Consider the following 25,598-nt stretch of genomic DNA (forward strand, 5'->3'; position numbering starts at 1 on the left):
TCATGGCATCTCGGCAAAAAGCCAAACAAAATTTTCCCAACTTCATCAAGATTCGCCAATGGTTGAATTTTATAAAAAGAAATTTAACTGCTTTGTTTGTAGTCAGTACTTCCGGGCTAAAGCGCTTACTACGAACAATTTCAAACCATCAAAATTCATTTTTGGTACTACTGTTACTTTTATTTTTTACTTTCCTCACCTTTGCCGCTATTGTACCAGGCACTCATATATTTGAAGGTAATATCATTGCTCAAGAAATGAGTTTTGTCTATAACGGAGAAGAATCAAAACTCTTTCTTCAAGATATTCGCGGCATCAATAAACTAGAAAATCAAGGCAGACAAACCCTAACTTTCACAGGAAATTTTCAAAGTGAAACTTGGCCAGAAATTAATAAATTAAACTCTTTAAAAATTCAACTTAAAGACAGCGAGAGTAGATGGATTATGGCGTCGGCTAATCCTCAAGATACTAGTGAAATCAGCCTTGATGAACTACGGCTACAACCAAATACAAAAGTAACTGGATTAAGCTATGACTTTTATCGTAATCAACTGGCTTTTTCTCTGCAACCTAACTCTAATTTTAACCAAAAAATTAACCCAAATACGTTAGACCTAGATTTAGGTGAACAACCAATCAAAGTTATACTAGAAGGTTACGAATTACTAGATTTTAAATTACCAAATCAGCCAGACACCCAAGTACCATTAGAGTTTATTGTCAACCCAAATAATAAAAAAATTAACTTAGAGATAATGCAAAAAACCAGTATTGATATTACTGTAGCTAAAACTCCCAAATATGAATCAGAAGAATGGTTTAGAGGAAAGATAAAAACCGAAAATCTGCAATTTATAGATGTAGATAGAACTGGTAAAAATGTCAGAGACGATTTAAAAATTTCTACTATTGTGGAAGGCAAAATCCGCATGGCAGAACAGGAACGAGATATTAAACAAAATCAGTTTCTTATGGGAGAAGACCCTAAGATTCCTCTAAACATTCAAGAAATACGCCATCTGCAAATTGTCCCTAAAAAAGGTATAGAAGCCCGCTTTTTTGGGAAAACTAAAGAGATTCAAATCGGTCTAGATCCAGATTTTCCAGTTTCCAGAATACAGGGTAGCTGGTTGGATGGTATTTTACCTCGTGATGCAATTATTGCGCTGTTCTCTTTTGGGGCCGCTACAGTTGCAAATCTTTTATCTTGGTTATTTAGTAACGCTTCTAAATCAGCACCAAAAGCATAGCGATCGCGTTGATGAATAATTTGGGGTGAAGCGATCGCTAAAAAGGATATGTTGTAGTAATTCGTTCGGTTTTGGTGGGCGAGAATGCGATCGCCCAATTAATCAGAGAATATGGTTAGGAGCTATATTTACTAGTTGCTGGCAGTGCTACATCTAAGTAAATGGACTTTTGACTCAATTACCTCTTGAAAGTCCCATTTGCATAAACTCCTCCTTTTGGAAGACTTACCAAAATAGTTTGTAAGGGCGAAAGACGAATCTCGCAAGTCTCATTTCCAAATAGCAACTGGGACTTCGGGAACTTTTCTTTGTCTACCTTTATCACAGACTTGTTGATCCCCAAAGAGGAACTTCCCCCAGACTCCTGTAGACTAGGATAGCGGTTTGCCTTTACTCCCTCATCCCCAGAGGAGAATCCCAGATCCCCGACATTTGCTTCTTTATTTGGAACAGCTAACAGCGAGATATCAATCAAAGGTAAGGTAATTTTTAGTGTCGTACCTTGATGAAGTCCCGCACTCTCAAGAGTAATGCTACCTCCCATGAGTTCAATTAAGTTTCGTGAAATCGCTAGTCCTAGTCCAGTACCTTCAAACTGGCGTGTCGTAGTGCCATTGACCATTACGAAAGGGCGAAATAGTTTGTGCTGTTGAGTTGGATCGATGCCTATACCTGTATCTTTGACAGCTACTACCACCTGAGATTTACCATTACTAGATTGAATTTCTGTAGCAATGGTGATGCTTCCGGTGTCGGTGAACTTGGTGGCGTTGCCGATAACATTAATTAGCACCTGCTTGAGTTTTCCCGCGTCTGCCTTAATTGGTATCACTTTGGAAGCTAACTCACATTTCAATTGCAAGCCCTTTTGTTGGACATTAACTGATTGTAAATTAATTACCTCTAACAATAGTTGTCGGAGGTCAATAGGTGTAGAGACGACTGAAAGCTTACCTGCTTCGATTTTAGAAATGTCCAGTAAATCATTAATAATATTTAATAAGTGAATCGTTGTTTCATCGGCACGTTTGAGAAACTCCATTTCTTCTTCTCGGTCATCACATAAGCCTTCTTCAACCAAGCGAATACAGTTAATAATAATATTTAATGGGTTTCTCAATTCATGAGAAGTCGTAGCCAAAAACTGACTTTTAACTTGGTTAGCGCTTTTTGCTTCTTTCCAAGCTATTTCTAATTCTTCCGATCCAGCTTTCAGCCGTTCTACCATTTGGTCTAATGCTTGGGCTAGCTGATTAAATTCCCGAATTTGAAAATTGTGCGGAACTGGTTGTGCGGCATGGTGAGAGTGAATATTGAGAGCGTAGTCTCGCAATTCTTCTACAGGACGTGCCAAGTAAGGAGCTAAATATAGAGATGCTAATAAACTTGCACCAATCAAACCGACTGTCAAAACGATAAGAATTAATTTGATTTCCTCTAAACCAAAAAGTGCATTATCGACGCTAGTAACAGCTAAAACTATCCATTTTTGCTGCTGCTGTTGGGTGAGTGGATTTGGAATTGCTGTATAACCAGCGACTAATTCTTTTCCTTCGGTAAAAGAGAAATTTATCGAATCGTTTTGTCCTGTAATTGCATTTTTAATTATGCTTTTGATTTGGGAAGAATGGGGGTGCTGATTGATATTAGTTCCCACCCAATCTGTGAATGGGTGTGCCAAAATTGTGCCATCTTCAGCAATCACTACCATAGCACCTGTGAGCGATCCCGGCGGATTTTTGGTTTGTTGGGATAATGCAGACTGAATACTTAAGCTGTAAACTGAATTTCTTCGGCTATCAAAGACTGGTGCAGATAAAACTAGTCGCAGCTGATTTTGTATGTTTCTTTTTCCAGTCATTCCTGCTTTTGGCGGGAAGATTGCTTTAACATCAATTCCCTCACTAGGGAAAGGTAATCTCAATTCGCCAATTTCTTGATCCCCACAGCTACTTGTAATTATCTTGTGGCTTTGGAGATTTGTTAATTGGATGCACTCAATACTAGCTGGAAGTTGTTGCCTTAACTGCGTGAGAATTTCTTGCTCTTGTATAGGCGAATCCGATGGAATTACCGTCGTTTTGCTTACATTCTGTAAATTGGCTTTTAAGATTGCGATCGCATCACCAATTCTCTCTCCTTTACTGATGGCGCTTTCTGTTAAATTTTGACGCGCCGTTCCCAATATACTAGAACGTGCCTTATTCAAGGCAACAATTTCGCCTACTAGTAAAACTGGAACAAACAGCAGCAATATTCTTGTTACTAAAATTCGACGAAAGGAAGATTGGCGGGAATTAGTCATCAAGTGTCTCACTTTGCACCTGCAATCTACAACACCAAAGATATGCAATTAGACTAGCTAGATGAGACATTTTATTAAATGATCAGAATTTTATTTTCAATGTTTAAAAATAACAAATTGCTATAATTCAAAAAGAAACGTGGTATACCAAAACTCGTATATGCTAGATGTAAAAGCGATTTATGTTGCATATCAATAAGGGGCTGAAATTATAAAACAGTAGCTTGCAGGTATGGTTTTGTTTGAGAATCTACATCTGACCAAAGAAAATATTAAAACTATCAAATCAATTTAATGTCGCAACATCGTCCTCATACTACAGTTGTTTTAGCAATGAGTGCAGATGGCAAGATAGCAGATTTTAAGCGATCGCCTGCTCGGTTTGGCTCAAGGGTTGATAAAGCACACTTAGAAAAACAAATTGCTGCCTCTGATGCCGTTTTGTTCGGTGCTGGGACTCTGAACGCTTATGGAACAACACTTACTGTAACCGATCCAACTCTAGTGGAAGTTCGGGTGCAAGGAGGGAAGCCTCGGCAACCAGTTCATATAGTGATTACAAACTCTGCAAGCCTTAATCCGGAAATTCGCTTTTTTAAGCAACCAGTTAGACGCTGGCTACTCACTACAACAGCAGGAGAAATTTCGTGGAAAGAACGCTTACAGACGCTTTCCTCAACTCTGGCAAACAGAGTACAAGAGTACCCTTCAGAATTTGAGCAGATTCTGGTTTTTGAAACACCAACGCGAAAAATTGACATTTCCGCAGCTTTGAAGTATCTAGCCACTCTACATATAACACGGTTGGCGGTTTTGGGTGGAGGTGAATTAGTCGCTTCCTTATTGGAACTAGATTTAATTGATGAATTCTGGCTAACTATCTGTCCGCTGATTTTAGGTGGTAATACTGCACCCACACCCGTCGAAGGGAAAGGATTTTTACCTGATTTGGCTCCCAAGTTACAACTTATAGAAGTTCATACAGTTGAGCAAGAAGTGTTTTTGCACTATCGCCTGCAACGAACAGCAGATTAGATTACGCTAAGTAAAGTTATTGGACATTGGGGATGGGGCATTGGGCATTAATTATTCCTCCCCTGCCTCCCGGCCTCCCGGCCTCCCTGCCCCTTACTACTCCCTACTCCCTACTCCTCTAAGATGGTGGAACAACTTAAGCCTCGCTATTCTGTCGTTTGGACGAATAAAATTGCTGAAGTACCCCAAAATGCCTGGAATGCTTTGGCAATGCCACTCAAAACGCCATTTTTAGAATGGGAGTGGCTGAACAATCTTGAAATCTCCCAAAGTGTTACGGCTAAAACTGGTTGGTTGCCAAATCACTTGACATTGTGGCGAGATAGAACACTGATTGCTGCTGCGCCACTTTATCTCAAAGGACATAGTTCTGGTGAATTTATTTTCGATCACCAATGGGCAGAGTTAGCCGATCGCATTGGAATTCAATATTACCCAAAATTGTTGGGAATGACACCATTTACTCCAGCGGAAGGTTATCGGTTCTTAATCGCCCCAGGAGAAGATGAAGATGAAATCACAGCGCTGATGGTGCATGAAATTGACACTTTTTGCTCCAAAAATCGGATTTCTGGGTGTCATTTTCTCTACGTCGATCCCCAATGGCGTCCAATGCTAGAACGGCATGGTTTTACAACTTGGCTGCACCACAGCTATATCTGGGAAAATACTGGCTTTAAAACTTTTGATGACTACTTAAAGGTGTTTAACGCCAATCAGCGCCGCAATATCAAGCGGGAACGTAAAGCTGTGGAAAAAGCAGGTTTACGACTGCAACCGCTCAGTGGCGATCAAATTCCTCAGTCTTTGTTTCCCTTGATGTACCAATTTTATGCTGACACCTGTGATAAGTTTGGCTGGTGGGGTAGCAAATATCTCACACGCAGGTTTTTTGAGCAGCTACACTTTGATTATCGCCATCGAGTCTTGTTAGTTGCCGCATATAGCGAAGAAGATAACTCTCATCCTTTAGGAATGTCTTTTTGTTTATTTAAAGATGACAAACTCTATGGACGCTATTGGGGCAGTTTTCAAGAAATAGATTGCTTACATTTTGATGCTTGTTATTATGCACCGATTGAGTGGGCGATCGCTAACGGCATCCAAATTTTTGACCCTGGCGCGGGCGGGCGACATAAAAAACGGCGCGGTTTCCCCGCTATGCCCAATCACAGTTTGCATCGCTTTTATAATAATCGTTTAGGAAAAATTTTACTTCCCTATATTAAGGAAGTGAATCAACTTGAACAGCAGCAGATTGAGGCAATTAATGCAGAGTTGCCATTTAGTGAGAAAAATGGTTGAGGAAAAGGAACTACTTTCGTAACATTTGCCGAATAATTAAGTTTTACTCGGCAAACAGATACTTATTTTCCTTATTTTCAAAATTGTGAAATTAAACTGTTAGCGATCAAGATGGTATTTCTACTACCATTCGTCAAAATTCACCCTCTTTAATGCCTCGTCGAATACTATCTGCCAGTTGTAGCATTGCCTCTGCCCATTGTGGTTCTCCTCTGGAATTGTAGATAGCCGCAGCCTTCTCGGCATCTTCAATCCCTTTTTGTGGTTGTCCTTCTAAAGCCAGAGCATTACCTCGAAAAAAGTAAGCAGCAGCATAGCTAGGATCAAGCTTGATTGCTCGTGTGTATTCAGTAATTGCCTGTTGAGATTGGCCTTGTCTATCAAAATTACGCCTACTTTGGAAAAATTCTTCAATATCTGAAAGATATCAAGAAGACTAAGGAAGATACGAATTACACTTGATATAGAGTGTAAAAACCCTGAAAAAAGAAAATTTCTTTTTATAATGCTTATGGATTTAATAGTTGAAGATTTAGCCGCAATTGATGATAAACTTTCCCAGCGTCATATTGACCTCGATCCTGGTGGATATTTCATTATTTACTTAGATCGAGACGCAGGGTTAATTTATGCCAAGCATTTTACAAATGTGATTGACGATCGCGGTTTAGCTGTCGATCCTGAAACGGGAAAGGTAATTCCGGCGCGAGAAAAGGTAGAACGAACTCATACAACAGTTTTTAGCGCCAGAACGGCGAAAGAACTTTGCGTGAAGATTTTTGAAGAAACTCAGCCCCCTCCTGTAACTCAATTAGATCATGCAGCTTATCTAGGTCGAGAATTTGTCCGAGCTGAGGTAGCTTTAGTTACAGGGCAAGAGTATGTTCAAGATTAAAGTTAGGAGTGAGGAGTTAAGAGTTAGAAATTCATAACTCCTAACTCCACTCCTAATGTCATTACCCATTAGATGAAGGCTGATTTATCTGATAGATATAGTAAGTTGCCATTGGGATAACGGTGGCAGCAATTAATAATCCTACTACCCAAGCAGTAGCATTACCTTGGTTGGTTTCTTCTGCTTTCTTGAAAGTGCCTCCAACCTGTACATTGTCACTTATCTGGGGTGGTCCTGGATCGGCTTTGCCAGAGAGGACGGCGACAAGGCGATCGCTTGCATCGAGAAACGCCTGATTGTATTTGTCACCATTGCGTAACGGCACACTTACTGTTTCAGTAGCTACACTCTCGGCAATAGAGTCAGTAAGCATTGGCTTGACTTGATCCCCAGTAATAATAGCGGTACCATTGGTAACTGTATCAATAACTAATAAAGTTTGATTAGCTTGGGCTGCTTTTGTCGGAAACCATTTTTCAAACAGTTCTTTAGTAAAGCTTTCTGGTGTTTCGCCATAGTCGAGTCGGCGAACAGTAACAATTCTGACTTCCTTATCTGTTTGCTTTGCCAAATCCTTAAAAGCGCTGCTAATCTTGCCTTCATTCAGACGGCTGATAACTTCACCTTGATCCAAAACCCAGGTGTCATCCCCTGCCGTCAGGCTGGGTATTTGATACACACCTGTGGCTAAAGCAGGTGTAGCAAACAGCGAGGCTGCAAAAATAACCGTCACCAAAGGTAGAATTAGCCGGATGAGGTGTTTTTGACTGCTAAAAACTTGTTTGAGGAGCTGTTTCATCGTGTGATCCCTAAGACAGACTTGCACCAAAAATACAACAGAACCACTGCAAAAATCACCTCGTTCCCGATTTTCTCCAGTGTAAAATTTCTGAGATTCCCAGCAAATATGTATATTGTAGGGGATTTTTGATTACACAAACTTGTTCTGAAGGCGGTTGCAAGGATTAACCTAACGTTAATTCCCTTACTAGTGACAAGAAATACCGCCCATTTTGGGAATTAACCCAAATGCTTAGGGCGGAATTTGCAAACCATCTAGAAATTATATCGCACGAGCGATATTTTTTGCAGAATCAAGCATATTTTTTCATATATGCAAGTAGCTTTTCTTGGCGTACTCATTAGATATTTGAGAGAAAAGATTGTAGAGACGTTGCAGGGCAACGTCTCTACAAGAGTTCTGGATAATGCATACTTAATTTATAACAGATGTCTATGTGATGGTTGATCTCTGCATTTTTCTAAAATTTTAGCTAAGTCAATATCATATATACATGACTATACTTTTAACTAACGACGATGGCATTGATGCCCCCGGTATCCAAGCGCTGCTCAAAGCTGTAAATGGCAAAAATTCTATTATCGCTGCTCCTGCCGATCATCAGTCTGGCTGTGGACATCAAGTTACTACTACTCGTGCTATCAACCTCCTGCGACGTTCTGAGACTGAGTATGCGATCGCAGGTACTCCCGCTGATTGTGTAAGAATTGCTATAACACAAATTCCCGCAGATGTCAAATTTGTACTTTCAGGTATCAATGCTGGGGGAAACTTGGGAGTCGATGCCTACATTTCTGGCACAGTGGCCGCCGTGCGGGAAGCCGCGATGCACGGTATTCCCGGAGTTGCCATTTCCCACTATCGTAAAGCCAAGCAGAATTTTGATTGGGATCTAGCTGCCAAATTCACAACTGAAGTTTTAGCGGATTTACTCAAGCGTCCCCTAGAACCAGGAAGCTTCTGGAATGTGAATCTGCCGCATCTGCAACCAGGAGAACCACATCCTGAGATGGTGTTTTGCCAAGCCTGTACCAAACCTTTGCCCGTGAACTATCGAATCGAAGGCAATGATTTTTATTATGTAGGAGAATATAGCAAACGCGATCGCACTCCTGGCAGCGATGTGGATGTATGTTTTTCCGGCAATATCGCCGTCACCCAGTTAAGAGTTTGACATCAGCTATCAGTTACTAGTTAACTGCTACCACCTTTTAGTGGATATTGAGGAGAGCTTGTAGGGTTATTAATTAATCTTATGGCTATTGTTGGTGCGATCGCGATCAAAATTTTCAAGGATTTGAAATCTGGTAAAGTTTCAGTGGTACTGAACACTAATTTCAAAAAAGGAGAAATATATGCAGTTTCTCAAAATTGTTCTTGTTACTCTGGTGTTGATGGTGAACTTGCTAATTGCTCAACCCTCTTGGGCAGGTAAGGATTTTACTAAGGGGGCTGACTATGCTGAGGTAACTCAAGCGCTCAATCAACTTCTAACTGTCAAGAGTACACCTGAGCAGGCTGGCTATACACCAGAGCAGTTCCAGCAGCGATTGGCACAATTACAGTTTCAGAAAAATGTCATAGAAACAGCTAGAAAGCGTGCGCAGTGCCGCAATGAAACTGGAAAGACTTTGGCTGTCTATGCCAATAAACCAAAAAAATCTCCAACCCAACTCTACTTTCTGGGTGCAGGAACAATCACCGATGATGATTGGGATTGCGATGGCATTTACTTACCCACAGGTTCGCAAGTAGTTTTAGGCCCAAATACTCAACTACAAGAACTGACCCAACCAATTGCTGTTAAGTTTGTTGATGGTACACAGTCTCTCGCTAGAACCAATTTAGCCACTGGTGCAATTGAATTGAATGTTGAACCTGCCAAAGTATTCAAGGCGGGTGAGAGCAGTTGGGTGCTCCCAACTTATTCCCAAGCGGATATCGATAGGCAAATTCCTACTCCACAACTCATTGACTAATCTTATCTAAATAATTCAACTTTTATGTACTTCCTGCATAAAGGTTGAACTAAAAAAACAGGATATATAAAGGAAAATCTTTAACCATTGAATAATCAACTTTTAATTAAAAAAAAATTACAAGTAAAGCTTGAGAATATTCAAACTAAGAGCGATGGCTCTCCCATTACTGATTTGCAGCTAGACAAAACCTTAGCCGCAGAAATTGAACAATTGACGACGGAACTAGAGAGCGTCAATCCCAATCTCAATCCTCTTCTCTATGCTACTTCTTTGCTAGAAGGAGCTTGGCAACTGCAATACTCCACAGCCAGAGAAATACGTTCTTTAGCTTCTCTTCCATTGGGATTAAAACTGGGTAAAGTTTATCAAGTGATTGATGTTGCAAATAAATTGTTTTTCAATCTAGCTAAAGTTAAACATCCTCTGGGGCTAGTATCGGGATATGTCAAAGTGACAGCTAGCTTTGAGCCTGCCAAAGAAGATTTAGAGCCTCCATTGAACAAACGTATCAACGTCTATTTTGACAAACGCTACCTATCAATTGAGAAGATTGTCGGTATTCATACGCCCCAACTCAACCCATTTCAGGTTGTCCCAGCTAATAATCCTACTAGCAGAACTGCTACATTAGACATTACTTACTTAGATGAAACCTTAAGAATTGGACGTGGAGGAGATGGAAGTTTATTCATTCTTAGTAAATCTGAGGTAGCGGGTCACAGTTATCAAAACGGTAAGGAGTACGGAGATTAAAAGGGCAAAATCTTACAGCCAACTTGGCTTTGCGGGCAGAACCTTGGCTGGTCTGGGGTAATTCAATTTTTTGTTCAAAACTGGCAAGCTGTGCAACGAGCTTTGACCAAAGACGTTCATTATCAGAATCTAAACTGTGGTCATGAGCCGCACGAACAACACGAACAAGAACTCCAGTGTGCTGAAGTTGACGAACTTTGTAGAAAACTTCTGTGACATTATCTTCTCGGTCGAAAACATGAATTATGTCTTTAACACACAGCACTACATCGTATTCTGCAACAGTTTCCGCCGTTATCTAACAGTGCGGCTCTAAAAGCTATTGAAAATTCTACTTTTGAGTTGGCAAAAACTCGTAAGCCCTCTTAAGTACAGTTGCTTTGCTGAATATTTCCAACAGTGCTTTGCCAAATCCAAGACTTAGAGATAGCCTATCAACATTGCACGCTCATTCAATCGGCGTTAGCGTTCGCGCAGCGTGTCGTTTTGCGACTCAGCTTAACGAAGTTATCGCCTAGTTAACAGGTTGCAAAATTTTTCTCCCACTAGTCCAGCATTGCTTGTCACCTTTAGCACCCAATTTCCATTAGTCTACCGTATATGCTGTGCTGTTTATTAAATCATTTTTCAGTAGGCCTTTTAAGACTTAACGGGAAAAATTAGATACTGAAACCGGATTTTTTTAAGCTGAATCGGGACGTAGTTTTTGCTATAAACCTTTTTGCTGACGATATTCTCCTGAGTTAGATTAAGACTTATCAAAGAGATCGACCAGATTCTTTTGAGAAACTCTCCGACGACGCAGACGAAACATATTCAAACCTGTAACCAACAAGATAGTTGGAGATAATCCTACGAATACGTACAAGATTTTGGTAGGTAATCCACCAAAAACGCCAAAATGTAGGGGTACTGCATAGTTGTAAAAACGGCCTGATAAGGACTTTGTTTTAGTCCCATCAACCACTTGTAAAATCTCACCCGTGTATTGATCGATATGCACCTCACTGTCCCAGGATTGCGTTCGTGGAGAAATCATCCGAAAGTCGTAGCTTCCTGCTTTTGATTCATCAGGCACGTCTATGCTAAATATGGAAAAGTTCGGTAAGGCAGCTTCAGCTTTTTGCACGATCGCATCTAAGGCAAAAGGAGTTTGACCTGGAGCCGGAGTCAAAGCCTTGCGGGGAGAGTCTACTGTCTGAGGTGTTTGAGGCGTAAAAATGGCAGCAACAGCATCTACAGGCGTAAAAATGGCATTAATAAGGGGATTAATTAATGGAACACCACTCCACATAGCACCTGTTAAGACAGGCAAAATCAACACTACGCCTAAAATGATGCCAATTACTTTATGAATATCAAAGTTTAGTCGTTTGAGATGACCATTCCATTTAATTTTGAATCCGCTACTCAGTTTTCTCCATCCGGGCCAGAGGACGATCCCCGTTACGCTCAGAATTACCATCAACAAAGCCGCTACTCCAAGGATGTAGACACCCGTATCGCCCATCAGCAAGGCAACGTGAAGCTCATACACTTTGCCGAAGAATTCACTGCCAAACCAGGAGGGATTTTGGGCTAAAAACTTCCCTGTGTAGGGATCTACCAAAAAATCCCCGATTGCCGCAGGCACATTGGGTTTTGGTGCTGAATTATAGTAAACTCCGTAAGGAAAAATCCGACCGAGCTGAAAATCTGGATCGTTGGAATGAGCGGCTTTTACCCTGTCCACTAGCACGGATAAAGGTAGGCGATTCTCTTGAGGGATCACTGCTCCATACTTATGAGCGAAGGCGAAATTATCGATCTCGTGCATAAATACCAGCAGGCTACCCGTTAAGCCAGCGATAATTGCGATTAAGCCAAGCACTAAACCAAGATAGCGGTGCAGATTGAAAATCAGATTGCGGAATTTTTTAGATTTGCTCATGGTTAAAACTTCTCCTGACTTAAAACGAGCAAGTCACCAAGGGGAATACTAAAATATGGGCAGCGTAATGTCATTATGATGAGAGTAAATTCAACCGCAGACTTTGAGAAGATCAAAAGCGCACTCTGAGTGACCCACGAATCGTAAAAGGTGCACCTAGAGTAATGTCCCCAGGACCGCGCGAATTGACAATATATTCCGAATCAAATAAGTTTTCAAAGTTGAGCGCAGCCTCCCAGTTGTTGCGTCGGTAAAATAAAGCCGCATCAAATCGTGTATAGGTAGGTATCTTGTAGTCGGGGTAGTCGCGCGCAATAAATTCACCACCTGGGCGCTCATCGACAAAATATATGCCTAATCCAAAGCCCAAACCTTGCAAATCGCCGCTTTGAATTCGATAAGTTGTCCACAAATTAACAGAATTATGTGGCGTAAATACCACCGGACTGCCCACTTCATAATTATTATCTTTAGTGATGATCGCATCAATGTAAGAATATCCTGCTGTTAAATTCCAACCCGGTAAAATTTCACCCGTCAAAGTGAAGTCGATGCCGCGACTGCGCTGTTCTCCAATCTGAATCGAAAAGCTTTCGTCCTCAGTATTGAGGGGATCGGGTGTCAACACGTTGGTTCTCGTGATTTGGTAAGCGGCTAAAACTGCTGAGAGTTTACCGTCTAGAAAATCACTCTTGATACCCGCTTCATATTGAGTACTGCGCTGTGGATCAAAGGCTTGACCCGTTCGAGAACGACCACCAGTATCGGCAGTGTCAAGAGACCGACTGTAGTTAGCGTAGAGTGAGAGCGGCTTGATCGGTTGATAGACGATGCCAATGCGGGGACTAAATGCACCTACAGGGTTTATATCAGCAGTACCTCCAACATAGTCACTCGCCTTGACTGTCACCCAATCATATCGTCCAGCCACCACCAGGATTAAGTTATCTAGAAACTTAATCTGATCTTGTAGGAAAACCCCATAGGAGTCATTGTTGTATTGTTGATTATAGTTTATAGGTGCATCGCTGGATGGTAATTCGATATCATAGTCTGGGTTGGAAATGTCGAGCGGTGACAATTCGTCTACACTTAAACCAAAAAATCTTTGCCTATTAAGATTTGCATTAAAACCAAACAGTACCTGATGGGCAACCGAACCGATATTAAAGTTTGCTAGCAGATCAGTTTGCGTCGAATAGGTTTCATACACGTATCTATCGTCACTGTATGACCTTCCAATAAATCCATCATCAGATAAACTGCCATAACTAATTCCTCTGCCATGTCCAGGTGCTGAGCTGAAGGCTAGCGAATTGCGAAGCTGAAGATTTTTATTGAACCGATGTTCAAAAAGATAGCCTCCTTGAATTGAGCTATCGTAAGTGTCTCTATCATCAAAATAATCATTATCAATAGGTCGCGGCAAAAATAAGCCATTCAAACCTTGGACTCCATAAGATTTTGATGGTTGACTGAGGTATTCAAAGTTTACGGTGAGTTTTGTATCATCGCTGATATCCCAGGCAAGGGTTGGTGCAACAAACAAACTTTGTGAACTCAAAAGGTCTTGCGAGTCGTAAGCATCCTGGAGCGCAATGTTCAGGCGATAGCGCAGATTTCTGTTTTGAGTCAGTGGGCCTGAAAGATCGGCCGTCCCCCGGTAGAAACTATCGCTGCCGACATTCAAGCCTAACTCATAAAATGGCTCAAACAAAGGTTGTTTGGTCGTAACGTTGATTATGCCTCCAAGTCCGCCATTTCCGAACAAAACTGCTGCTGGCCCGCGCAGCACTTCAACCTGTTCAACGTTAGAAAAATCTCCACCGCCTGACAACAAACCACTATTGCTTGTCCTTTGTGCATTGAAGCCCCGAATTGTAATATTTCCAAAACTCTGTTGAACACCGCTGACGTTCTCCAACGCACTGTTAACATCGGTTACATTACGATCTTTGATCACCTGTTGCGGCACAATTTGAATGGTATTGGGAATATCTCGCAAGGGCGTATCAGTGAGCGTTCCCACACTCGTTTGTGAGGGGTTGTAGCCCTGGTCTTGTTCACCCGTTACCACGAGTTCAATTGGTTCATTACTTGCTGGCGATGGAAGACTAGGCTGTGTTTGACTCCCTGGCTGCTCTTGTGGCTGAGTTGGTTGCGTTTGAGGTTGCTGTGCTCTAGACGCAGCAGTTGCAACAGAGAAGATGATACCTTCATCTGGACTGTCAAACAACTCAACAATTGGTACACCCGCTTCACCTGTCACGTTCACACGGATAGTATTAGCATCAAAGTTTGTTACCGTTATTTCACTAACCCCTGCAATTGGTTTAGTAGAGCGGAATATGAATGCCTCGCCACTCGGTAAGTGCAGTTGGGCATTGGGAATATCAGCAATAAAGTTATTGCCAAAAGAGCGATTCACTATTTGCAACTGTTGCCCTTTATCAGTCTGCAAAATCACCTCCACACCCGAAGAGGTGGGATTTGCCTCCACTGAAGTCACTTGTACAACTTCACCCTCCTGGCTTTGGGCTGGCGGGTTTTGCTGTTCTATCTGAGCGAACCATTCTTTGACTGTTCTTGCGGAACGGTCTAATTCTTGTATACTTTGAATTTCAGTTACTTCCTTTGCCTGAATAGGTTGTATGACAACAGCAACAACAAAACAGGAAATAAACAGCGATCGCAACACTTTCATTACTCCATACACCCAACCGGATTTTTCAAAACAGAGTCGATTTTTGAGAATTATTTTTATTTAACTCTGTTTATGAGAATACGGGAAATTGAGTGATCGCTGCAACAATTCAATAAGAGATTATTTTTCCCCACGGTGTAATCTGAAATATCAGTAATTTCAACACCTTTGCTTCTAAATACATTAGTCTAAGTGTTTCTCGAAACGGAGACTGCAATATTTGTTTGAGTACTAACTGCATTGCAGACGTAGTTGCTCCTAACAGCTGATTTTTGCCAAAATTTCTGTCTGTAGGCTCTTATTTTGGCAAAGGTATTGTTAGGTATGAAAATATTTTCGACTTATCAATGAAACCAAGAGAATTGCGAGAAAATATTGTAGTTAAAGGTATAGAATTTGATAATATTTATGGGAAGATGGTACTCTATATAATATAAAATAGACATTACTGTAATTTTCATAATATTTTTAATACGCTTCTGTATTCAGAATTTTATCAAGATGATCCCTGATTTTTGATTTGTTTAGATGTAGCTTCCATAAAATCGATAAAAACTTTTATGAGCTTATGAATTCCCTCACTACCTCCTGCAATTAAACCTCCTGTCAACAATGCATCTAAACAACGGAAAATAATTACTTGTATGGGATTATCTAAATCAATAACTACAAGTGGCTCAATTGAGCGAATACCTATTGCGCTCATTAAAAGACCAAATAAAAGGGATGTCCATAGAGCAATTGTTCGTGTATCAGATTTATAGGCTGTTCTTTGGCGCTCTTTTTCATTTATATCATCCATTTGTGGCTTGAAAACTTTTAATGAATCTTGTTGATTTTGTGTAAAATTTTGGATAATTTGCTGTTCTAAACTCATTCCTTCTGGTGGGAGTACACTGGTTTGATTGGATTCCAAAGAAGGGAATTGGTTCTGTTGTACTTCCATAAGTCTTATTTTCTCAGATATTAGAGCCTTTTCTTGCTGAATTCTAATATCTAATTGTTCGACGAATGGGCCACGCCAAGTAGTTATAAAAACTTCTAAAGAACGCTCTAACAACAAAGAAATAAATAATTGTAATGTGAGTAACTGGACAATATCATTAACTCCAAATGGTTTTAAAGCGAATGGTTTAGATGATAACCAAGTTGACAAAGTTACTACTAGAAAACTAATAATGATTAATACAATAAATAGAGGAGATTCGGGAGAAAGCTTTAGCAACGTATCTATACTCCTGTTTCGCGTCACAATATTTAACACAGCCTGGAGGTAAAAACTACACCTGCTGAGTAACTTAACAACGTTAATTTGATAAAACAGTAAATAATTTATAACCCGTCCCTTTTTTCTAAAAGTTTGATAAGTTAAGCCCTTGTGGGAGCAGAAAGCATTCCAGTGCTACTGTGCATAGGATGACGCTAGAGCAAGTAGCAACTGTAGCACCAATTAAAAACCCCTCTAAAGTGTTGCAGGGGTCAAAGTAATTTTTGCTTGCAAATGAGATGGTGATTAGGAAGAGACAGCAGCTTTTTCTGCTCGGTTACGCATTTTCTTGTCATCGACCTTTATCTATTGTTTGTTGCAAACACTACCAAATATGTTCTAAGTGCGGATACAGGCAAAGCATTGTTTCTCAAATTTGAAATGGCCCCCAATCTCCCCCACTACATCCAAACAGATGAAGGTAAACTCCGCCAAGTTTACTCAGACTAGCAAAGTAACGTTGCAGGTAAGCTTGGGGATTAGGCTGCAGGGAGCAGGGGGCAAGGAAGAAAATTCCTCTCCTCTGCACTCCTCCCTCTGCCTCTTCTCAATCCCTAAACTCATTCTGCTTTGGCAGAAAAATTGGCAAATTTAGTCCGCAATTTTTGCTTTGATGAAATTATCGACTTAACTGAGGAAAATACCCAATTATGAATAGCAAAACTAAATTCTTGACTTTTGTGACCGTAACACTAACAGTTTCTTCTTTGACTATTAGTACAGTTGTAGCAAAGGCGAAACTAACGAATCAGTCAAAACTGTTTATTAACGGTATTGGTACAGTACAAGTTGGCATGACTGTCCCTCAAGCGGCAAAAGCTGCTGGTACTAAGTTAGTGGGCGATCCACCAAATAATAATTGCTATTATGTTAAGCCACAAAATGAACCCAAAAATCTTTCGTTCATGGTGACAAAAGGTCGGATTTCTAGAGTAGATGTGAGGCAAAATAATCAGATTACTACCCTCAAAGGTGCAAAAATTGGTGACACAGAAGCGCAAATCAAGTCCCTTTACCCAGGACAAATTCAAGTCACACCTCATAAATACGTCCAAAACGGACATTACCTAACTTTTATCCCGAAAGACCGTGGCGATCGCAACTATCGTCTAGTCTTCGAGACTGATGGTAAACTTGTCACTGAGTTCAGAGCGGGTAAATTGCCAGAAGTCGAATATGTTGAGGGCTGTTCTTAATTTAATCATCTTGCACAAATGCAAAATTTGCCCTCATTCCCCAACCCCTTCTCCCAAAATTGGGAGAAGGGGAGGCAATTTCAAAGTCCCTCTCCCAAGCTTGGGAGAGGGATTTAGGGTGAGGGCTGATATTACTCCTCATTTATCGACTTTATTTCTTCTGGTAGCAAGGTAGTTTCATCTTTAGGACGTTTGCCATCTAAAGATTTGGCTATAGTTATATACGGTTTGATAATCAAACTGACACCAATTGTCCAACCTAATGTAACCATCCAACCTGCAAGAATATCACTAGGAAAATGAACTCCTAGATAGAGACGACACCACGCAATAGCTATAATGTATAAGCTGCCTAATATGAGAACCAACCAGCGCCAAGAGCTAGTCCAAGTTAAGAATAGCAAAATTGCTACCAGTGTTACACTCGTCATCGCATGAGCGCTGGGAAATGCAAAACTAGACTCTGGTGCAATGGACTGCCACAATTGTGGACGCACTCGATGCATTAATTCCTTAGCTGTGCGGTTGATGATAATGCTTCCTGCTGAGGTAGTGAGTAAATAAGCTAGCGATCGCCAGCGTTTTTGAAGTAGTAACATCAGTGCGATCGCACCCGAAATTAGCATCGCCGTCCAAGGCAACCCAATTATAGCTAGGGTGACAGCTAAAACATCTAACTGTGGGTTTGCTGTAGAATGAACTGCTAACAGAATAGGTACATCCCACGGAAACCCCGCTTGATTCTCCCATATCTTCACTGTTAGGATTTCAAAAACTTGCAAAGGTAAATAGACTCCGATCAAAAGGAGTAAGAGTGATCGCCAACGAGCAATCAACAGGTTTTTAAGAAAATCAAACGGCGACTGACTCTCTTTATTGATTTGTTTCGCTTTTTCCATATCTAAGTTAAAAAAACCGCTCGACGGCTTCACTGATTACAAATTATTGGAAACTTGAGAAGTTCCACAATGTTTACAGTACGACAAATGTTTATAAGTAAGATTATGACAGTTCTGGCATTCAATGTACTGATAATAACCGCAGTGTGGACAGTAAGTATCAAGTCGAATTTTCTTGGCACAATTGACACAGCATGATTGTTGAACTCTGCTAGCAGCTTGGACTTTAGCGTTAAAGACAAATTTTTGAAAAAACTGGATGATTCCAAAACCAATAACTGGAATTAGCAAGATATAAACATAATTTATTAGGAAAACTAAACCGCCAAAAATGGCACTGATTATATCAAATAAAAATTTAAATATTGCACCTATTTGCAGAAATTCAAATATTTTAACGATTAGTGGGATAAAAAAGATAACTAGCAAATGCCAGCTAATTAGCGAAACGAGTCCATATCCTCTTCTTTGGGCAAATTTATGAACTGATAAGGCAATAAAAATCAGTGGTAAAAGAAAGAGAGACTGAGAACCAAGCTGAATACTTGGATACCAAAATGATGCCTGATGATAACCTTTATCTACTTCTTGAAATCGATTGTCATCTTTAAAAAAGGCTAGAAATTTAATGATTTCCTGTTTAGCAAGTAGTTCAGTTTTAAGAGTAGAAATGAACTGTTTACGCGTAGAAATTTCGCGATTATTTTGTTCTAATACCTGTTTAGCTTTTTCAGCACTGACTTGATTAATTGATTGTTCACGACCTTGACCTGCAATTTTTTCTAATAACGTTGAGTCATATTCGGCTTTAATAGTGCGATTCTTTTGTTCCAAAGTACTGATTTTCGCTTGTTCCTCATCAATAGTTTTGATGATTTGCTGCTTTTCAGGATTGTTAATCTTATCTTTGTAATCGGCATATTGCAAGCACGTTTGAGAAACCTTACCCAGATGTCTGGCTTCAGTTTGTTGATAGTTTCGCCGAAAACTGAGTTGATTGTTTGTGTAAGATGACAATGAAAGTCTAACAATTTCATAGTCTTTATCTTTATTAGTTTTTGCCCGGTAATTTTGCCACTCTGAATAACATGGATAAGCCTCATTCGGACTGATATGCCATCTGCTAATATCATCGAGTCCGGTAAAAACATTAATTAAGATAAAAATATCAATTATAATAATGACAATCAAACTTACCTTATTCAGTGGTTCGTTGTTGATTGTCCTTGATCTACTAAAAAATTGACTCAAAATTCGGCGGATTCTGGCAAACATATTATATTTTAAATAAATAGAAATTTAATCCGAATCGATTTTATCCGATCGCTAGTGAATAGCTGGACAAAAATACATCTATTCATCTGAAGATTTGTTAACTGTTGACGAAAAACAAAATCCCCGACAACTTTTACGAAATCGGGGATCTGTGGTTTTCAATTCTCACAAATCAGGCTACGGTCAAAAATATCATGACTTTCATCTGAAGTTGGTGCAATTGATGACTGTGTACCCCAACTCAATACCGCTCGGTTAAGAATATTCGTAGCGACTGTTTTAAAAGTCAAGCGATGCCTACGGCGGGCTACGCCTACGTACCTGTGTATCGCGGTGCGACAAACTTTGAAGTACTCCAACACGACTTCGGAGTACCTCAAAACGACTTTGGAGTACCTCAAAACGACTTTGGAGTACCTCAAAACGACTTTGGAGTACCTCAAAACGACTTTGGAGTACCTCAAAACGACTTTGAAGTACCTCAAAACGATTTCGGAGTACCTCAAAACGACTTTGAAGTACCTCAAAACGATTTCGGAGTACTTCAAAACGATTTCGGAGTACTTCAAAACGACTTTCAAGTACTTCAACATGACTTTGAGGTATCTGTATGTTGGTTTTTGTTCTTCAAACGCTACTTGCTTCTCCCAAGGGGAGACGCTCTTGCTAGCTTGCTTACAGCAGTTTTCATGTATTTGAACCACATCTGTTGTAGGGGCGCAAGGCCTTGCGCCCCTACTGCGTGGTCTATTTACCTGAAAATAGCTGTAAGAGCAGGGGTACAAGCCGGGGAACCCGTCCAACGCAGTGGCTCCCCAACCTAGACATTTCTATTTTTTAGGCAAAACCTACGCAGTATTGCAACCCTACTTAACCCTGTTTAGCAGCGAAGTAAGCTTCTAGTGCCTCAGAACCACCAATTAATTTACCATCGATAAATACTTGGGGAACTGTTGTCGCACCTGTAACTGCTTTTAATGACCGGGTGGTGATATCCTTGCCCAAGGTAATTTCTTCGTAATTGATGCCATGTTCCTTGAGCATTGTCTTAGCACGGGCACAGAAAGGACAACCCACTTTCGCAAACAGGGAAACTACTTCAGGCTTCACTGCTTGGGGGTTGATGTATCTGAGCATTGTCTCAGCATCAGACACTTTAAAGGGATCTCCTGGCTCCTCTGGTTCAATAAACATCTGGTCAATTACACCATCTTTCACCAGCATAGAATAGCGCCACGAACGCTTCCCAAACCCTAAGTCTGATTTATCTACCAACAAACCCATACTTTCAGTAAATTCACCATTTCCATCAGGAATTAGTGTGATATTTTCTGCTTCTTGATCCTTTGCCCATTCGTTCATCACAAAGGTATCATTAACAGAAATACAGACAATATCATCGACACCATTTGCTTTGAAAACCGGAGCCAATTCGTTGTAGCCAGGGAGATGAGTAGATGAACAAGTCGGAGTATAAGCACCCGGTAAAGAGAAGACAACTACTGTCTTATTAGCAAATAGCTGATCGGTTGTCACATCTATCCACTCGTTGTTATTGCGAGTATGAAAAGTGACATTGGGTACATTTTTTCCTTGATGATTGGGTAACATAGTTTTGCTTGCGTTTAGTAATCAATTCCAGTCATAACTTATCATGGGAGAACTGGTACAATCTAACTATCAATCAACTAAAAAACTTCATTAATGAATGGAGCGATCGCTGCTACAAATTCAGTGGTTGATTCATAAGGTAAAACATTACGTCCATTTATTTTTATACCTCGACTTTGAGGCAAACAAGTAAGGTAGTGATCCAAGCGTTCATCTGGGGTTTCTTTTTTATTGTCTTGGCTAATACTCGATGCAATCTCTCCCATAACTGCTAATGTTGGTTGCTGAATGGAGGTAATAAAACTAGTATAATCATCTCGCCAAAACCCTGCTAAAAAAGAAAACACTGCATGACGGCTAGCAGGATTTTCTGCACCTGCAAGCAATGTATTCAACCACTCTGCATCCACAGCATTTTCAGAAGCAAAGAGTTGACGAATTGAGAAAGAACGTAAAAATTTTGGGGTGCGTGCATAGCGATAAAAAGCACTGCCAAAAGGCGAATCTAACAGGTTCCAAAAAACTTTTTGCTGCCATTCTGGTGATTTATTTGTCATCAAAACCCACGTTGGCGGCCCAGAAAGTACCAGTCCAGAAATTAAATTTGATTCCTTTTGCACTAGTTGGATGGCAACTGGCAATAAAGCACCTTGTACTACAACAATAACCGGTTTTTGGATTACTGTTTGTAAAAAGGACTGTAACTGTTCTGCCCAATCACTAGGAGTGTAAGCTACATGGGGCATATCACTTTCACCACATCCTAATAAATCAGGATTGTAAATTGAATTACGCTGACCTGTATTATGCCACTCGCGACAAAATCGCTGCCAAAATCGCCGCGACAATCCCACACCAATTGGATGAATTAATAGTAAGGGAATGCCCTCAGATGTTGTATTGATTGGTTGATGAACTTCGTAGGCGCAACGATAATTCTGCCAACTGTAAAACTGGCTAGTAAATACTGTCAAATTGGTTATGTTAGCTGTAGCAGATGGTTGCATAATCCCTAGTTTTTAATACTTGCTAAAAAATCATCTGTGAATGAATTAACTCGTATCCAGCTTCTTTGAGCTTTTCATTCGATACCCAAGCATTATATGGACGAGTATTCTTGATAGATGTATCCCATTTTACTTTGGGTAAATTGTGTTTTTCAAATAAACTATCTAGCAAGTCTCGGCTGGTGAGGTGTGCATCATCTACTAGATTATAAATTCCTTGCAACCGACGATGACGGGCAAATTCTATCGCACCAACAATATCATCTAGATGAACCCAATTTGTGATATCTTCGCCATTGCCTGGACGGGTTGTATCAGAATATCTACCAAATATTTTCAACAGTTCTCTACCAGTTCCATAAATCCCTCCTAAGCGAAAGATACAAACACGGAGATTTTCGCTAGATGCTGATAGCAACACATCTTCTGTTTTTCGGAGAATTTGTGCATTTAAATTAGGAGGTGCAAGCGGTGTTTCTTCATCTACCCATACACCATTTCTGTCACCATATACAGCATAACTACCTGTATATATTAATTGTTTTACACTCTTCATCTGCTGTAGACATGAAACTAAAGTTTGGGCAGTTTGTAGATAAGTTTCTTCATAAACTTCCCCACTTTTTGCCCCAACACTCAAAAGTACAACATCTTGATTGTGCAAAACTGATTTTAGACTATCTATGTCATTACCACAGGTAACTACAACTCTTTGAGATACTGATTGTAGTGCAGGGACACGCTCAGGCGAAGTTGTGGTTACACTGACAACAAAATTCATATCTTGCTGCCAATATTGAGCAACTTTATAACCAACATAACCACAACCAATGATTGCAAGATTCATGACAAATTAGACACAAATAAATTAAACTACTCATTGAGAGAAGATTCTCAATTAATTGTCTGGAAGTAAATAATTTTAACAGTCCAGAGTTAACAGTCAATAATTAATATAGGACTCCGATTTGATTTTTGAAAAAATACTGAGACTGAAAAGCCCATTTTATCAGGGTTTCATCTGAAATCCTGTTCATAAATCAGATAGGATTCCTATAGTACAGAAATTTTTACCTAATGACTATTTCGCTAATTCTTTCTCAATTATGGCAATTATTTCTGGTGAATTTGGCTGGACACTACTATTAAATCGAGCTACCACTTTACCTTGCTTATTAACTAAAAATTTTTCAAAGTTCCAAGCAACAGTTCCTGTTGGCTCAACGGCTTTAGTAAGTCGCTCATAAAGTGGATGCTGCTGTGAGCCTTTAGCATGAACTTTATCGAATAGTTCAAAGGTAACACTATATTTACTCGTGCAGAATTGCACAATTTCTTCATTGCTTCCTGGTTCCTGCGCTCCAAAATCGTTACAAGGAAACCCCAAAATACGTAAACCTGCTTCTCCATACTTTTGGTTCAACTTTTCTAACCCCTCGTATTGAGAAGTATAACCGCAGAAAGAAGCTACATTTACAATTAAGAGTACCTTCCCGGTGTAGTCGTTTAATTGCTTATCTTCACCGTTAATGGTCTTGACTGCAATATCCGAAATTGCGTTACTCATCTTAATTCTGATTTATAGGGAATATTGCCAAGTCTCCCATATTACAGGTACTCTAAACCCGGTTTCTTTAAGGAAATTAGATTTGTTAGCCTTGTTGTAACAATTCTATGTGAGTCATGTAATTGCAAAACGCTATATCTTGTATAAATAGCTTGGCCAAGCCGCTATCTCAAGATAAGCGTGAGAAATTTGTGTTGCCTTTAATACAAAATTTTGAGTGCAGTGATGAATTGATGTACCTTTAAAGTCACAAAGAATTAACTCTTTGTATAAAAAGTTAACAACATCCAAAATTGTCCAATTATAATATCGGAAAATACGTAGCTATAAAGGATATAGTTACTTTTTTATTGCATCATAAGTTATATTTCATCACAAAAACTCAGAAAATGTGTTTTATGATACAGTTTTATTAGTTAGAGTAAATAGACAATCAGTCAAATTTATCCGTTAGGGATAAATTTACCAAAGTGAAATCAGCAACTAATCTGATAATTTCTGTGAAAAAATGTTTATGTTTTGATTTAGTCAGAGTTTTTAATATTAGAAAAAGTGTGTTTCCAGAAAAATAAATAACTGATACGGAGAATGAGATGATTATTTACTAAAAGTGTTGACTAAAAACTGAATTTGGTTAGCTTAATTAAATTATTTGATTGTGCTAAATATATTACTAATATCAATTACCATTTTTACAGCAGAAAAAATAACCAATGAATAAACGTATTATTCCCTGGCATCGCCTACTAGCATTAGTACTCACAGGTTTGAATCCCTTGTGAATAAAACCTTCTGCCTGGTTGTTGAGCGTAGTCGAAACCCTGCGCCTTGTCTGCTTCAATAATTTAGCGATCGCATTTTACCTTGTGAAAATTTTATGCTTAAAAGCTTAAGAGTTAGTATGCTGCTATTGGCAGTGATGGGAAATTTGGCATGGTCATTTAGTGCCAAGGCAAATTTTAACAGCAAACTCACCGTGGAAATTGATGGCTTGAAGAATAAAGAAGGACAAGTCTGTGCCAGTATATTTGCTAGCAGTAAAGGATTTCCTAGTGATCGCGATCGCGTCTTACAAAAGCAGTGTACCAAGATTACTGAAAATCCCTTACCAATTACCTTTGATAACTTGAAAGCAGGTAGTTACGCTGTTGCTGTCTTCCACGATCAAAATAATGACCGTACTCTCAATAGCAATATTTTTGGTATACCAAGCGAAGGTTTTGGATTTTCCAGCAACCCAGAAATTCGCACAAGAGCGCCCAAATTTAGCGAAGCAGCATTTTTAGTAGCAGGACCAGATACCAATATCCAAATCCAGTTGAAATATTTTTAAAAGGACAAGCGATCGCCTTTGTTTTTGCCGCCCTATCCGTTTTCCTTCTTGCAAAGGTAAACTGACAGTCAAGGTTGCAGAGAATGGTACGCAGGCAAGTACCACAGTTGACCAGAATAAGCTAATCAGTGCGATCGCAGCCTTTAAAAGAGAAAATATGTATGTTTTGTTGCTCATAAAAACATTTACCTACTGAGTTCTGCTTTTTATTGCCTAGACACCAGAAGAATATGAAGAATATACAAAGCTTAGTAATCGTATATACATTTATCGACAGATAATGTGAAGAGTATGTAAAGATGCCTATCTAAATATAGACATCTAAGTACGATATGACTATATAGTTATTGTGAGACTATTTAAATATTCTATATTTTTAAGCTAGTAGGACTTAAGCGCTGGCAAAAAAATCAAATATAAAGAGTGAATTTTAGGCATTCACTCGTCAGATTTTTTGACACTTGTTCAGTGATTTATAC

25 protein-coding genes are annotated in these 25,598 nt (G+C 39.7%); 10 read left to right on the forward strand and 15 right to left on the reverse strand.

Annotated features, from left to right (window positions below; genetic code table 11):
- The first annotated feature begins 2 nt into the window (after positions 1-2).
- Complete coding sequence (locus tag V7K89_RS10995; protein ID WP_335187017.1) at positions 3-1,253, forward strand: hypothetical protein; 1,251 nt, start codon at positions 3-5, stop codon at positions 1,251-1,253.
- Between the two features lie 178 nt (positions 1,254-1,431).
- Here the strand turns inward: V7K89_RS10995 and V7K89_RS11000 are convergent, their stop codons facing one another.
- Positions 1,432-3,558 (reverse strand): sensor histidine kinase, encoded by a 2,127-nt coding sequence (locus tag V7K89_RS11000; protein WP_335187019.1) that lies wholly within the window; start codon positions 3,556-3,558, stop codon positions 1,432-1,434.
- A 294-nt stretch (positions 3,559-3,852) separates the two neighbouring features.
- Between V7K89_RS11000 and V7K89_RS11005 the strand changes: the two genes are divergently transcribed.
- Complete coding sequence (locus V7K89_RS11005; protein ID WP_335187021.1) at positions 3,853-4,593, forward strand: RibD family protein; 741 nt, start codon at positions 3,853-3,855, stop codon at positions 4,591-4,593.
- Between the two features lie 123 nt (positions 4,594-4,716).
- Positions 4,717-5,898 carry a GNAT family N-acetyltransferase gene (locus V7K89_RS11010; RefSeq protein WP_335187023.1) on the forward strand — a complete coding sequence of 394 codons (1,182 nt, stop codon included), beginning with the start codon at positions 4,717-4,719 and terminating at the stop codon, positions 5,896-5,898.
- A 133-nt stretch (positions 5,899-6,031) separates the two neighbouring features.
- Here the strand turns inward: V7K89_RS11010 and V7K89_RS35845 are convergent, their stop codons facing one another.
- On the reverse strand, positions 6,032-6,313 hold the full coding sequence (locus V7K89_RS35845) for a tetratricopeptide repeat protein (RefSeq protein WP_442941639.1): 282 nt from the start codon (positions 6,311-6,313) through the stop codon (positions 6,032-6,034).
- A 96-nt stretch (positions 6,314-6,409) separates the two neighbouring features.
- Between V7K89_RS35845 and V7K89_RS11015 the strand changes: the two genes are divergently transcribed.
- Positions 6,410-6,793, forward strand: coding sequence for a DUF4346 domain-containing protein (locus V7K89_RS11015; protein WP_292873130.1), 384 nt, complete (start codon positions 6,410-6,412; stop codon positions 6,791-6,793).
- 61 nt (positions 6,794-6,854) lie between these two features.
- On the opposite strand, the gene psb32 is transcribed toward V7K89_RS11015, so the two are convergent.
- Positions 6,855-7,592 (reverse strand): photosystem II repair protein Psb32, encoded by a 738-nt coding sequence (gene psb32, locus V7K89_RS11020; RefSeq protein ID WP_335187025.1) that lies wholly within the window; start codon positions 7,590-7,592, stop codon positions 6,855-6,857.
- Positions 7,593-8,088: 496 nt separating this feature from the next.
- On the opposite strand from psb32, the gene surE reads away from it, so the two are divergent.
- The 3 genes from surE (at position 8,089) to V7K89_RS11035 (ending at position 10,330) form a co-directional block, all read left to right on the forward strand.
- Entirely contained in the window at positions 8,089-8,769 is a 681-nt protein-coding gene (gene surE, locus V7K89_RS11025; protein ID WP_335187026.1) for a 5'/3'-nucleotidase SurE, read from the forward strand.
- A gap of 181 nt (positions 8,770-8,950) precedes the next feature.
- The gene (locus tag V7K89_RS11030; protein WP_335187028.1) at positions 8,951-9,574 is read left to right on the forward strand and encodes a hypothetical protein; all 624 of its coding nucleotides are present in this window, start codon (positions 8,951-8,953) and stop codon (positions 9,572-9,574) included.
- Between the two features lie 87 nt (positions 9,575-9,661).
- A complete protein-coding gene (locus tag V7K89_RS11035; RefSeq protein ID WP_335187030.1) occupies positions 9,662-10,330 on the forward strand; it encodes a PAP/fibrillin family protein in 669 nt (222 codons plus the stop codon).
- On the opposite strand, the gene V7K89_RS11040 is transcribed toward V7K89_RS11035, so the two are convergent.
- From V7K89_RS11040 to V7K89_RS11055, 5 genes are all read right to left on the reverse strand, one after another.
- Entirely contained in the window at positions 10,272-10,595 is a 324-nt protein-coding gene (locus V7K89_RS11040) for a hypothetical protein (protein ID WP_335187032.1), read from the reverse strand. The genes V7K89_RS11035 and V7K89_RS11040 overlap by 59 nt on opposite strands.
- Positions 10,596-10,661: 66 nt before the next feature.
- Entirely contained in the window at positions 10,662-10,727 is a 66-nt protein-coding gene (locus tag V7K89_RS35850) for a hypothetical protein (protein ID WP_442941640.1), read from the reverse strand.
- A 351-nt stretch (positions 10,728-11,078) separates the two neighbouring features.
- The gene (locus V7K89_RS11045; protein WP_335187034.1) at positions 11,079-12,260 is read right to left on the reverse strand and encodes a PepSY-associated TM helix domain-containing protein; all 1,182 of its coding nucleotides are present in this window, start codon (positions 12,258-12,260) and stop codon (positions 11,079-11,081) included.
- Positions 12,261-12,372: 112 nt separating this feature from the next.
- Complete coding sequence (locus V7K89_RS11050; RefSeq protein ID WP_335187036.1) at positions 12,373-14,976, reverse strand: TonB-dependent siderophore receptor; 2,604 nt, start codon at positions 14,974-14,976, stop codon at positions 12,373-12,375.
- A 484-nt stretch (positions 14,977-15,460) separates the two neighbouring features.
- Positions 15,461-16,189 (reverse strand): hypothetical protein, encoded by a 729-nt coding sequence (locus V7K89_RS11055; RefSeq protein WP_335187038.1) that lies wholly within the window; start codon positions 16,187-16,189, stop codon positions 15,461-15,463.
- A gap of 692 nt (positions 16,190-16,881) precedes the next feature.
- Here V7K89_RS11055 and V7K89_RS11060 point away from each other — a divergent pair.
- Positions 16,882-17,427 (forward strand): hypothetical protein, encoded by a 546-nt coding sequence (locus V7K89_RS11060; RefSeq protein ID WP_335187039.1) that lies wholly within the window; start codon positions 16,882-16,884, stop codon positions 17,425-17,427.
- 131 nt (positions 17,428-17,558) lie between these two features.
- On the opposite strand, the gene V7K89_RS11065 is transcribed toward V7K89_RS11060, so the two are convergent.
- Together V7K89_RS11065 and V7K89_RS11070 are read right to left on the reverse strand one after the other, a co-directional pair.
- A complete protein-coding gene (locus V7K89_RS11065; protein ID WP_335187070.1) occupies positions 17,559-18,326 on the reverse strand; it encodes a phosphatase PAP2 family protein in 768 nt (255 codons plus the stop codon).
- Positions 18,327-18,362: 36 nt separating this feature from the next.
- A complete protein-coding gene (locus V7K89_RS11070) occupies positions 18,363-19,601 on the reverse strand; it encodes a hypothetical protein (protein ID WP_335187041.1) in 1,239 nt (412 codons plus the stop codon).
- Positions 19,602-19,894: 293 nt separating this feature from the next.
- Here V7K89_RS11070 and V7K89_RS11075 point away from each other — a divergent pair, with 293 nt between their 5' ends.
- Positions 19,895-20,425: a hypothetical protein gene (locus tag V7K89_RS11075; RefSeq protein ID WP_335187043.1), complete on the forward strand. Its 531-nt coding sequence runs from the start codon at positions 19,895-19,897 to the stop codon at positions 20,423-20,425.
- A gap of 46 nt (positions 20,426-20,471) precedes the next feature.
- Here the strand turns inward: V7K89_RS11075 and V7K89_RS11080 are convergent, their stop codons facing one another.
- The 4 genes from V7K89_RS11080 to V7K89_RS11095 all read right to left on the reverse strand — a co-directional run bounded on the left by V7K89_RS11080 (position 20,472) and on the right by V7K89_RS11095 (position 23,786).
- On the reverse strand, positions 20,472-21,212 hold the full coding sequence (locus V7K89_RS11080; protein WP_335187045.1) for a glutathione peroxidase: 741 nt from the start codon (positions 21,210-21,212) through the stop codon (positions 20,472-20,474).
- Positions 21,213-21,289: 77 nt separating this feature from the next.
- A complete protein-coding gene (locus V7K89_RS11085; protein WP_335187047.1) occupies positions 21,290-22,219 on the reverse strand; it encodes an alpha/beta fold hydrolase in 930 nt (309 codons plus the stop codon).
- Positions 22,220-22,241: 22 nt separating this feature from the next.
- Positions 22,242-23,066, reverse strand: a complete 825-nt coding sequence (locus V7K89_RS11090) for an SDR family oxidoreductase (protein WP_335187049.1) — start codon at positions 23,064-23,066, stop codon at positions 22,242-22,244.
- A 234-nt stretch (positions 23,067-23,300) separates the two neighbouring features.
- Positions 23,301-23,786 carry a glutathione peroxidase gene (locus V7K89_RS11095; RefSeq protein ID WP_335187051.1) on the reverse strand — a complete coding sequence of 162 codons (486 nt, stop codon included), beginning with the start codon at positions 23,784-23,786 and terminating at the stop codon, positions 23,301-23,303.
- A gap of 877 nt (positions 23,787-24,663) precedes the next feature.
- Here V7K89_RS11095 and V7K89_RS11100 point away from each other — a divergent pair.
- Positions 24,664-25,119 (forward strand): DUF2141 domain-containing protein, encoded by a 456-nt coding sequence (locus V7K89_RS11100; RefSeq protein WP_335187053.1) that lies wholly within the window; start codon positions 24,664-24,666, stop codon positions 25,117-25,119.
- On the opposite strand, the gene V7K89_RS11105 is transcribed toward V7K89_RS11100, so the two are convergent.
- Positions 25,069-25,296: a hypothetical protein gene (locus V7K89_RS11105; protein WP_335187055.1), complete on the reverse strand. Its 228-nt coding sequence runs from the start codon at positions 25,294-25,296 to the stop codon at positions 25,069-25,071. The genes V7K89_RS11100 and V7K89_RS11105 overlap by 51 nt on opposite strands.
- Positions 25,297-25,598: the final 302 nt, after the last annotated feature.

Source organism: Nostoc sp., assembly GCF_036917515.1.
In the GTDB taxonomy this organism is placed as follows: domain Bacteria; phylum Cyanobacteriota; class Cyanobacteriia; order Cyanobacteriales; family Nostocaceae; genus Nostoc.